The 10,851-nt window shown below is 39.3% G+C and carries 11 protein-coding genes and 1 pseudogene; all 12 read left to right on the top strand.

All coding sequences use genetic code 11. From position 1 onward, the window contains the following. The first annotated feature begins 162 nt into the window (after nucleotides 1–162). The 12 genes and pseudogenes from EFD62_RS18150 to EFD62_RS16540 all read left to right on the top strand — a co-directional run bounded on the left by EFD62_RS18150 (nucleotide 163) and on the right by EFD62_RS16540 (nucleotide 9,797). Nucleotides 163–771 (top strand): polymorphic toxin-type HINT domain-containing protein, encoded by a 609-nt coding sequence (locus EFD62_RS18150; RefSeq protein ID WP_268919988.1) that lies wholly within the window; start codon nucleotides 163–165, stop codon nucleotides 769–771. An 11-nt stretch (nucleotides 772–782) separates the two neighbouring features. Beyond that, nucleotides 783–1,187 (top strand): DUF4279 domain-containing protein, encoded by a 405-nt coding sequence (locus tag EFD62_RS16585; RefSeq protein WP_128706526.1) that lies wholly within the window; start codon nucleotides 783–785, stop codon nucleotides 1,185–1,187. A gap of 147 nt (nucleotides 1,188–1,334) precedes the next feature. Continuing rightward, a complete protein-coding gene (locus tag EFD62_RS16580; protein WP_128706525.1) occupies nucleotides 1,335–1,724 on the top strand; it encodes a hypothetical protein in 390 nt (129 codons plus the stop codon). Next, nucleotides 1,717–1,845 carry a hypothetical protein gene (locus EFD62_RS18240; protein ID WP_268919987.1) on the top strand — a complete coding sequence of 43 codons (129 nt, stop codon included), beginning with the start codon at nucleotides 1,717–1,719 and terminating at the stop codon, nucleotides 1,843–1,845. The genes EFD62_RS16580 and EFD62_RS18240 overlap by 8 nt, the downstream gene beginning before the upstream one ends. Before the next feature lie 126 nt (nucleotides 1,846–1,971). Next, on the top strand, nucleotides 1,972–2,340 hold the full coding sequence (locus EFD62_RS18145) for a bifunctional DNA primase/polymerase (protein WP_235832692.1): 369 nt from the start codon (nucleotides 1,972–1,974) through the stop codon (nucleotides 2,338–2,340). Then, nucleotides 2,228–4,009, top strand: a complete 1,782-nt coding sequence (locus EFD62_RS16570; RefSeq protein ID WP_328590692.1) for a phage major capsid protein — start codon at nucleotides 2,228–2,230, stop codon at nucleotides 4,007–4,009. The genes EFD62_RS18145 and EFD62_RS16570 overlap by 113 nt, the downstream gene beginning before the upstream one ends. A gap of 300 nt (nucleotides 4,010–4,309) precedes the next feature. Continuing rightward, a complete protein-coding gene (locus tag EFD62_RS16565; RefSeq protein ID WP_194087102.1) occupies nucleotides 4,310–4,612 on the top strand; it encodes a hypothetical protein in 303 nt (100 codons plus the stop codon). Nucleotides 4,613–4,963: 351 nt separating this feature from the next. After that, on the top strand, nucleotides 4,964–6,220 hold the full coding sequence (locus EFD62_RS16560; protein WP_128706523.1) for an IS110-like element ISCth6 family transposase: 1,257 nt from the start codon (nucleotides 4,964–4,966) through the stop codon (nucleotides 6,218–6,220). Nucleotides 6,221–6,513: 293 nt separating this feature from the next. After that, entirely contained in the window at nucleotides 6,514–6,714 is a 201-nt protein-coding gene (locus tag EFD62_RS16555) for a hypothetical protein (protein ID WP_128706522.1), read from the top strand. Between the two features lie 182 nt (nucleotides 6,715–6,896). Beyond that, nucleotides 6,897–8,161 (top strand): annotated as a pseudogene (locus EFD62_RS16550) (IS110 family RNA-guided transposase). Nucleotides 8,162–8,659: 498 nt separating this feature from the next. Beyond that, complete coding sequence (locus EFD62_RS16545) at nucleotides 8,660–9,166, top strand: hypothetical protein (protein WP_038291456.1); 507 nt, start codon at nucleotides 8,660–8,662, stop codon at nucleotides 9,164–9,166. Nucleotides 9,167–9,206: 40 nt separating this feature from the next. Further along, entirely contained in the window at nucleotides 9,207–9,797 is a 591-nt protein-coding gene (locus EFD62_RS16540) for a DUF4291 domain-containing protein (RefSeq protein ID WP_069196188.1), read from the top strand. Nucleotides 9,798–10,851 lie beyond the last annotated feature (1,054 nt).

Here is a 10,851-nt window from a genome sequence, read left to right as displayed (position 1 = left end):
AAAGACTGATGACAAGAACTGATTTTATATTCTGGAAACCGAGGGTTGGAAGATAATTCTTTTTTGATTGAGATATGGTAACAGGAATTATATAATAGTTATAGTCCTTGTAGTGAGGGAACGAGTAGTACTGGTAGTGGTTGTTTTACTGCTGGAACACTTATACCAACTGAATATGGGCAAAGCCCCATAGAAGAAATTAAAATTGGAGATTATGTATGGTCGGAAAACCCTGAAACAGGCGAGAAAGGTCTCAAGAAGGTAGTAAACACTTTTATTCATGATAAGTACACCTTGGTACATGTCTATACAGGTGATACGATGATTGAGACAACCGAGGAGCATCCTTTCTGGGTTGAAGAAAAAGGCTGGGTGCTAGCTGGTGAACTAAACGAAGGCGATGTATTAAGGCTTAAGTCAGGTGAGAATGTTAAGGTTACAAAACTTGAACGTGTTGACTTGAAAGAGCCTGTGAAGGTTTATAATTTTGAGGTACAGGATTGGCATACTTATTATGTTTCTGATATAAATGTATTGGTACATAATAAGGCTGCAAGATATAATACTCCAACTCCAGTAAATCCTAAAAGAGTGGATACGAATTACCTTAAGAAAAATGGAATTGACCCCCATTCACTAAAGTATGATACACTTGGTGACGGAGCAGACATTTCAAAATATAATATATATGTCGATAAAAATGGGGAACTTTGGATTCTAAAAAATGGTTCTAAAGAATTTATTCCAACCTATGAAAGCATAGGCCGATAGGGGGATGATTAATGGACAAGACAAGCGTTATGGTTAGATTTAGCATTTATGGAGAGAATTTTGACCCATGTGTAATATCGGAAGAGTTAGGTTTATCGCCAACAGAAACGCATTTAAAGGGTGAGCCTACAAAGAATGGGAGGAATACGTGGAAAGATACATCATGGAGCATTAACACAGGTTACGAAGAATCACTTGATATCAATGTACAACTTGAAAAAATAATGTCTTTGTTGGAATTTAAAACGGAGAAATTAGTAGAGCTAAAGGATAAACTCTGTGTTAGTATGCTGTTTATGATTGTTGTAAAGATAGAAAATAATGAGACGCCTGCAATGTACTTTAAAAAACCATTTATTCATTTTTTGAGTAGAATAGATGCTGAAGTTGGTTTTGATGTATATGTTTATAGCTGATTATTCTACATATTAACAAATTCAAAGTAGTAAGCATAAGTATTGGTCACACCCTATCGGCTGGTGTGGCCTTTTTTTATCTACGTTTGACAAGACGTAATACATTGTGATACAATTAAACCAATAAGAAATACAGGAGGTGCAAAAATGTCTACAGAAAAGGATAGTATGCTACGGGTAAGGCTTACACAAAGGCAATCGGATGAATTGGATGCTATCATTGATGAGTTACAAGCACAAATGCCGGAGGCAAGCGTCACCACATCAAGCATAGCACGATACGCTCTGGAGAAGTATGTGAGCGACCATATTGCCAAGCGTGACGGTACCAAGATTTTCATTGAAATCAGTACAGCAGATGCCACAGAAGAGGACATAAAAAATCTCTATGACCTTCTCTCGAAGCTGTTTGACGAAACAAAGGAGAATTATTCACCAATGGTTCATTACATGGTTGGAGAGATATTAGATCCAGTGATGATGAAAATGGCAAGACTCATGAAGCTAAAGAAGTCGGGGGTGAAGGCAGGTGAGTAAGAAAAAGTACATTGTCCGCTGTCCTCATTGTAATCACAGAGTATTTGATGCTGATGTTGAAATCAAATGTCCGGTATGCAGAAAGGTTTTTGAAGTGAAGCTGGAGAAAAAGGCGGGGTAAAAAGTGAATAAATCTGGCACAGAGCCAAAAAGGGAGCGAATGACTCACCTATAGAGCCTGGCAGATAGTCTTAAAAGCTATTTGTCAGGCTCTATTTATGTTCTCGGAGGAGGTGAGAATTTGAAAGTGACAATGATGGACGCAGCATTAAAATATGCAGAAGCCAATATCCCAGTTATGCCTTTGCATTGGATTTGTGAAGATGGTTCCTGCTCCTGCAAGGCAAGGAGTGATTGCGACAGCAAGGGAAAGCATCCGCTATATACCGGCTGGTACAATAATTCCACTACTGATGTTGAGCAAATAAAGAAATGGTGGACGAAAACACCCAATGCCAATATAGGCATTCCTACAGGTGAGAAATCCGGCTGGCTGGTGCTTGATGTGGACGATGGCGGTGATGAAACTCTATCGGCTCTTGAATCAACACATGGAAAACTTCCGGATACGGTTACTGCTGTTAACCGGTTGTGGCGGTCGACACTATGTCTTTAAATACCCAGAAGGCAGGAGCATTCCTAATAAAACAAAGTTTGCACCGGGTCTTGATACGCGTTCAACAGGTGGACTGATTGTCGTGGCTCCAAGCATTCATGTAAGCGGTAATCAGTACCAATGGTTAGAAGGACATTCTCCCTTTGAGAGAACCCCGGCAGAAGCTCCAGCATGGTTATTAAAGCTCATGGAAAGGGAGAAAGTATTGCTTACACCCTTTGAAGGTAGCAGTATTGCAGTCGAGATTATGGAAGGTAGTCGGAACAGTACCCTGACAAGCCTTGCAGGAACCATGAGAGGAAGAGGAATGACAGAAGAGAGCATCTATGCGGCATTACTTGCAGAAAACAATGCAAGGTGCAATCCTCCGCTTGATGAAGCGGAAGTTAGAAAGATAGCGCACAGCGTCAGCCGATACCAGCTAAATCCTCCGGTGAAGAAGCATTACCATAGGACAGACAGCGGGAATGCAGAAAGGCTGCGTGACCGGTTTGGTGAAATCATAAGGTATTGCCCGGCTTTCAAATACTGGCTGGTATATGACGGTTGCTGCTGGAAGAGAGAAACCGGGGAACTTATGCAGTTTGCTATAAAAACAGCAAGGGAAATGCTCGCAGAAGCAAGCCGGATAGAAGATGAAGCCACGAGGAAAGAATTAGTGCGCCATGCCATGCAGTCTGAAAACGCAGGCAGGCTTAAAGCAATGATCGATGTAGCTTCAAACCTTGAAGACAACAGGCTGATAAATGCCAGTATGGTGGAAGGAATACCCGAATTCGGCGGATATTCCGTTCCGGAGGAATACGGAGCCTTCCTGATGGATAAATCTCTGGAGAATGAAATCATCCGTCCCAGAGCAACAGTATGGGCAATGGGAAGTGAAACAAAGAAAGTACCAGCCTTCGATGGAGCAGACAGAACCAATCACCTATTCGGCGATATCTCAGGAGAATGGCTGGAGGAAGGTCAGACAGGCACACGAAAAACAGCCAAGCTAAGGCTGATCCAGTTAAAAGCCAAGAAGCTGGCCTGCTTCTCACAGGCATCCAATGAACTCATTGCAGATGGTATGTCCTTTGAGGAAATGTTAGCTGGAGCGCTTATTAAAGGATTGGGCTGGTACATGGACTATGCATTTATCAACGGAACCGGTGAAGGCCAGCCTCTTGGTATTATAAATGACCCGGCACTGATTACTGTAAATAAAGAGGACTCTCAAGCAGCAGCCACAATTACCTATCAAAACGTGGTCAATATGTTCTCAAGGCTTGCTCCGTCCTGCTTTACAAATGCGGTATGGCTTGCCAATCCATCGGTAATACCACAATTACTTACCATGACTATCACCATTGGTACCAGTGGCGCTCAGATACCGGTATTCAGGGAAGAGAGCGGGAAATTCACACTTCTGGGTAAAGAGGTTTTATTCACTGAGAAATGCCCCGCATTGGGTGCTAAGGGAGATTTAATCCTCGCAGATCTTAGCCAGTATGCCATAGGCATGAGGAAAGAGATCGCTCTTGACCGTTCCAATGTTCCCGGTTGGATGGAGGATATGACCGACTACAGGGTGATAGTGCGTGTAGATGGTCAGGGTACCTGGGATAAACCTATAACACCGAAAAACGGAGCAACGCTCTCATGGGCAGTAGCTCTGGAAGCAAGATAGTCTGCTGAAATTTCAGCCAAAGCCACCATAGAACCCATATTTAGCTGAGGTGATTGCTGCTTATTTCATTGCTACAGAACCCAATTTGAGCCTAAGCAATACTTGGGGTGAGACCGCTCAAAAATGAGCGGACTGAAAATTCTTCTCTGACTGAGAAAAGCTTTGACATGGACAGTGTTCAACCTCAGAAACCCTTAGAAATATTGCATTTAGAAGCATAATTGACTTGCTATATCAGCGGTTCAGAGTGATGAATGTTACTACGGAATAAAGGCTTTAACCGTAGGAAGGGGTGAAAGTGTGAGAGCAAAGATTACCACAACCATAGAGGAAGCTTTATTGAATAAAGCCAAGGCACTTGCCGAGCAAGAAGGTTTGGCTGGTGCCAATGCTATTATTGAAAGGGCGCTGGAGTTGTATTTTACCAGTATTCAAAGTGAAGTATGGGAAAAATCGTTGCCCAGCGGCTGGATAAAGAAGCTGGTTCTCAAAGGGGATTTAATTCTGTACGAAAACATCAAGTGCAGAAAAACCATGGAGAACTACAGGCTGGAGGATTATACACGGGAAAGTTTACAGGCAAAAGGCTGGAAGAAGGTTTAGCAGCCAGTAAAAAGGCCTCTGTATTGCTCCCTGAAACGTAAAAGCGTAGGTTGCAGCCGTAAGCTTTGTTGAAACAGAAAGGGCAAATAAAGAGGAATTTGAAAGGCTGCTGCAGTTATCAATACAGAAATTTATTGGTCAGAAGCATTAAGAAATTTATGTCCAAGCGAAGCAGTAAAAGAACATTAAGAAATTTGAACTAAGGCTCGTGATGCCTGAAATCACGTAATTTGTCACACTAGGAATAGATAGGTTGGCGTTCCCTTGCGAGGATTAAGGTCAAGGGACACTTCTTTACAAGAAATGTCCCTAATCGAATCTAACGCTCTTAAATTGAGGTTGCCGGTATGAGTGGTGGAGACATTGGAAAAGGAGAGGATAGACATTTATCATAAACGAAATACCTGCTTTGTTGGAATTGATATGCACAAGGATACCCACTGTGCAGTTGTTATAGATTGTTGGATGAATAAACTGGGTGAGGTTAACTTTGAGAACAGACCATCCAGATTCCCTGCATTCGTTGAAGATGTAAGGAAGATTTGCGGTACAAAGGAAATTGTATTCGGACTTGAAGATACCAGAGGATTCGGCAGAAACCTTGCTGCCTATCTGGTCGGCAGGAAGTTTGAAGTCAAGCACGTTAACCCTGCCTATACAAGCGCTGTAAGACTGGCAAACCCTATCATTTACAAGGATGACTCCTATGATGCCTATTGTGTGGCAAGGGTTCTCCGGGATATGGTGGACACTCTGCAGGATGCCAAACATGAGGATATATTCTGGACAATCCGGCAGATAGTTAAAAGGCGGGATTTGCTTGTAAAGAGCAATGTGATGAACAAGAACCAGCTCCACAGCCAGCTTGCTTATAGCTACCCATCCTACAGGAAATTCTTTGCCATGATTGATTCCAAGAGTGCTTTATGTTTCTGGGAGAACTACCCGTCACCGGAGTATATATGGAACACAACACCGGAAGAAATATATCAGACAATAAAGCCAGTGCATCAGGCACTTAAAATACAGCGCATTCATGAGATTATATCCATGATTGAAAGGGATGGAGACACAAGGAAGGATTATCAACCTGAAAGGGATTTTATAGTCAGAAACATCGTAAAGGATATCAGGCACAACAAGGAGTTGATTGCCGAAATTGACGATGAACTAAGAAAGCTGATACCTTTGACAGGCTATAAGCTACATACAATGCCGGGAATCGATCTTGTTACAGAAGCGCAAATTATATCTGAAATCGGGGATATTAACCGTTTCCCCGATTCAGACAAGCTGGCCCGGTTTATGGGCTTGGCACCGGTGCAATTCAGCTCTGCCGGAAAGGGAAAAGACCAAAGGTGCAGGAATGGCAACAGGGCATTAAATGCGATATTTCACTTTCTCGCAATCCAGATGGTAGCAGTATCGGCGTCAGGAAAGCCAAGACACCCGGTATTCAGGGAGTATTTTGAGCAGAAGGTTAAAGAGGGCAAGAACAAGCCACAGGCGCTTGTGTGCGTGGCAAGGCGTCTTGTGAGGATAATCTACGGCATGATGAAAACCAAGACGGAATACAGGCCATATGAAAAGGCTGACGACAAGAACTGATTTTATAATCTGAAAGCAAAGAGATGGAAGATAATTCTTTTTTGATTGAGATATGGTAGCAGGAATTATATAATAGTTATAGACCTTGTAGTGAGGGAACGGGTGATACTGTTAAATATTACAGAGTTCAAGGTGGAACTTATCCTAAAGCTAGTCAAGAAAGAATAATAATTAATGAAGATGGGACAATTAGTATACCTGATAAAAAAGCAGATTTAAATATTAGTGCGTATAATTTAGAACATGCTCTATACTTTGGGGATAAAAATAGACAAGGTGGAATAATTATTGAAATGGAAGTTCCTAAATGGTTTGATGATTTACTAAAGGAAAACTTAGTACCTCAACAAGGGTATAAAACTAATATCAATAATCAAGGAGGGACTGCACCAAAAGTAACAGATCCTAAAACGCCTGGAACATCATATGAACTACCTGAACCTTGGATAGAATGGCTAGAAGAAAATATAATTAATTATAGAATAATTAAATAATTACATATTATGAAAAATAGTATTATAATTGTAAGAGAGTAAACACTCTCTTACAATTATAAATAGGAGTATTCCTATAAAGAATCAAAATGACCTTTGAAAAAATAGATGCCTGACTGTAAAATTTGAAATGTGAGTTGCGACCAAGTAACCACAAATCAAAAACACAGGAGGCATCCAATATGAATTATACACAGAATGAAAAGATTTTGCGAATTAAAGAGACAACGTTGATCTTTGGAATTGATATTGGTAGTGAGAAGCATTACGCTAGAGCTTTCAATTTCAGAGGCGTAGAGTATGGAAAGCTGTTGATTTTCTATAACAATGCTAAAGGAATTGCAAAGTTCGAAGAATGGACAGCGAAGATAGCAAAATCCAACGGCTTTACTGAGGTGATACTCGGAATGGAGCCGACAGGACACTATTGGTTCAACCTAGCTGAGAATACTAAGAAGACCGGGATGAGCATTGTATTAGTAAATCCACATTATGTGAAGAAAAGTAAAGAACTTGATGCTAACAATCCAACCAAGAATGACCGAAAAGACCCAAAAAGCATAGCAATGCTGGTCAAGGATGGGAGATATATTGAGCTATATATTCTGGAAGGCATTTACAAGGAGCTACGGTTGGCCATGGACAGCCGATGGCGGCTTGTAAAAGAACTTTCAGCTATCAGGAACCGTATCAGTCGGTGGATATGTATCCATTACCCTGAAATCACCAAGGTGTTTGACGCTTGGGAGGGAAAGGCTGCTCTGTTGATACTGAGTGAATGACCGACACCCAAAAAGGTTATTGAAAAAGGCATTGAAGGTATCATAGCTATCTGGAAGAAACACAAGATAAGGGCTGTAGGAATAAAGAGAGCCGAGAAACTTTTTGAATCCGCTAAGACTTCCATTGGGACATCGGGGGGTATCTGCAGAAAATGAACTCTCAATGTTGCTTGAAGACTATGGGAGCAAAATGCGACAGATTGAAAGAACAATGACTCTAATTGAGGAATTGGCAAAGCAGATTCCGTGGTATGAGAAGATGATAGAGATCAAAGGTGTATGCCTCATGGTAGCTGCAGGCCTTCTAGCGGAGGTAGGTGATATCTCTAGATTCAATCATCCAAAGCTGATACAAAAGCTATCCGGGCTAAGCCTCAAATAGAATAGTTCCGGTAAATATAAGGGACAGACAACCATATGCAAACGAGGAAGGAAGTAGCTTCGATACTATTTGTATGCCTTTGCTGTCTACGAATGAGGAATTCGGAGCCTTACACCAATACTATACGACCAGGAAGGAAAGACCCTTGAAGAAGATGCAGTCTTTGGTTGCATTGAGCAATAAGCTAATACGGATATTTTATGCGATACAGACGAAAGACATAGTGTACGATCCACAAAAGATGCTCAGCGATATAAAAAGACCGGAAGCAAAAGCAGCATAATCTATATCTCATATGAAAGAATACATCTCTCTCGTAGGCCAGTCAAGGGGAAGACTGCGTTGGGCTTGAGCCGACTCTTGACAGTGATACTCAAGCGATGGGATATATAATCAAGCGGTAAAAGTAAAACTGATGTTTTCACATTGAATGATAGATTTGCACTTTGACAAGATGAGCCGGATAGTCGGGATGAATTTACACCATAAGGGCTAAGACCCCGTGATAGAGCTTGACTGACATCCACCTCACGAACAGACAGAATGAAGGAATTAAGGGCATTGACCCAGTTGGATTTAGGAGGTTTGTTGCTGGAGTTTATGTGGATACCAATGGCCGTGATATTGAAAAGAGGACACAGTTTCATTGGGATACACATTATCATCCATAATTGTGCAGCAATACAATATCTGTCCGAATGACTTGTTTTGAAGTAAGTGAAAATCTAAGATTAAGTGAGAAAATGAAAGAAAAGCGGAGATTTATTAAGGAGGTTATAAATTGAAATATAAGCCTGAATACGCTAAGAATATTATTGTTGGTGTCATACATAAAGGTATGTTTTCATGGTACGTTACAGAACGAGATTTTTGGATATTAGATGCTGTAAAAAGAAGAGACGAATATATTCAGAATGGATATGGCTCTATTATTCAAGAAGATTTTTTTAGTTTTAGATTTAATATACCAATAGTTAATGAGGAAACAGTAGATGTATTCATAAAAAAAATTGAGGACTTTAAAACAGAAAGTAGAGAACTAAAAGAACTAGTGTTAAAAAGTGATTATAATACTATACTTGAGTTAGTACCTAGCTTGTTAGTGGACTTCGACAGTAAAATATTATACTCATGTTATCCAGAAACTTTACCATTTGAAAGATATGTACCAGATAAATGGGAGGGTGAATATAAAGATTTTTTTGAGTATATTCCGAAGGAAGAAAGATATTGGATTATTGGTTCTATTGATTATATCAAAAAAATATATGATGAAGAGGTTAATTAATTTAAATAGTGTTAAATTTTAATTTTTGGAGTGTTAATTTATGCACGAATCCAATGAGATTTATGCACAGTATAATGATAAAACGATAAGAGTTTACCAAGCATATAATAGCAAAATAGCTGAAGAGTGTTTGAGGCTAGGGACATTCGGCCCGTCATTTAAGATTGATAGGATGACGTGGATAAAACCATCTTTTCTGTGGATGATGTATAGATCGGGCTGGGGAACTAAAAAAAATCAAGAAAGAATATTAGCCATTGATATTTTGAAAGAAGGCTTTAATGAAATATTATCAAAAGCAGTACTTTCTACTTATAACTCAAGTGTTTATTTGTCTTATGAAGAATGGAAGCGTGATTTGATATCTTCACCCGTTAGATGTCAGTGGGATCCAGATAGGGATATTTATGGCAATCCTATTGGGAGAAGGACGATTCAACTTGGGATAAAAGACGATATAGTTAAAAAGTACGTGGAAAAATGGATTTTCAAAATCACAGATATATCCGAAGATGTTTGCAAGTATAATATCATGATTCAAAAAGGGAATTTTGATTTACATATGCTTCCAATGGAGAAGATATACTTTGTAGATAATTGTATCAGAAGTAAATTGGGAATGGATAAATAAGCCTTAAAAGGATGATTGAACACAGGAATAGGTGGACAGAGACTACTGAAAAATAAAAATATTTGGAACGTGGTGATGAAACTTATAATGATTTAGTTAAACACTATTATATGAAACATGTAGTGGTTAGTTCGGAAGTTTTGCTTTTTTTAATGAAAAAATCTGTATTAATCGTCAAGAGGATGGCGAAGTTCCATTAGTGCTATTGACGCAGATAATGAAGCTATTTCAATACTTTTAGAGCTCGGAATCAAGAATATTTTTATGGATTTACCTGCTGATATATATTGCCTTAATTACTTCTTGTTTGGCAAAAATCGCTGCATGTGGATGAAAATTTGAATACATCAGAACCTGATTATAAATATTGAAATGACAGAAATACTTCGATGTGACAATAATTAAAGAAGCTTGGTTGAATATTATTGGTCAATATAAGCCAAAGAGTTGTACAGCTTTATGTTATAATACATGTATTTGTGCTGGGAATTTCTTTTTTCAGGAATACTGAGGAAATTGAGCAAATTGTAAAACAACTTGAAGAAGTGTTCTTAATTACGTAAAAACGATCCCTAGTACAGCAGATGAGAAGGAACAGAAGCTGATAATGATGTAACTGTTGGTTACTGCTTAGGTGCAATTTTAAAGTTTAAATCTTTTAAATGAGAGTCTATGCATTTGTAGAAGTTCTATGAAATTGATGTTTACAGTTGCTAAATATCATCTGAGTAAAATAACTTCAGAATAGTTGTATCAAATTCCAAATAATCAAATGAACTATCTCTATATTAAATAACAAAAATCCTCGGCTTGTAGGCAAACATACAGCCGAGGTTCTTTGTAAGCGTCAAATAGATCGTCACATAGTAGAATAGTTGAGCAGTTGATACGTAAGCGTCAAATAGATCGTTACATAGTAGAATAGTTACGTAGTTGATACAATCACTGTAGAAATAATTAAACGGAGTGATTGTATAGACATGCAAAAAGTAACATCTGAACAACAATTATCTAAGTGGGCGGAATTAATACAAACCCGGCTTGAAAGTGGGCA

It is taken from the genome of Acetivibrio mesophilus, assembly GCF_004102745.1.
GTDB classification, from domain to species: Bacteria; Bacillota; Clostridia; order Acetivibrionales; family Acetivibrionaceae; genus Hungateiclostridium; species Hungateiclostridium mesophilum.
This window is presented reverse-complemented; position numbering and strand designations above follow the sequence as displayed.

Coding starts and splice junctions, on each gene's coding strand:
- EFD62_RS16585 (WP_128706526.1), top strand. CDS start 783: ATGGACAAGACAAGCGTTATGGTTAGATTTAGCATTTATGGAGAGAAT.
- EFD62_RS16580 (WP_128706525.1), top strand. CDS start 1,335: ATGTCTACAGAAAAGGATAGTATGCTACGGGTAAGGCTTACACAAAGG.
- EFD62_RS16570 (WP_328590692.1), top strand. CDS start 2,228: ATGTGGACGATGGCGGTGATGAAACTCTATCGGCTCTTGAATCAACAC.
- EFD62_RS16555 (WP_128706522.1), top strand. CDS start 6,514: ATGGAAGTTCCTAAATGGTTTGATGATTTACTAAAGGAAAACTTAGTA.
- EFD62_RS16540 (WP_069196188.1), top strand. CDS start 9,207: ATGCACGAATCCAATGAGATTTATGCACAGTATAATGATAAAACGATA.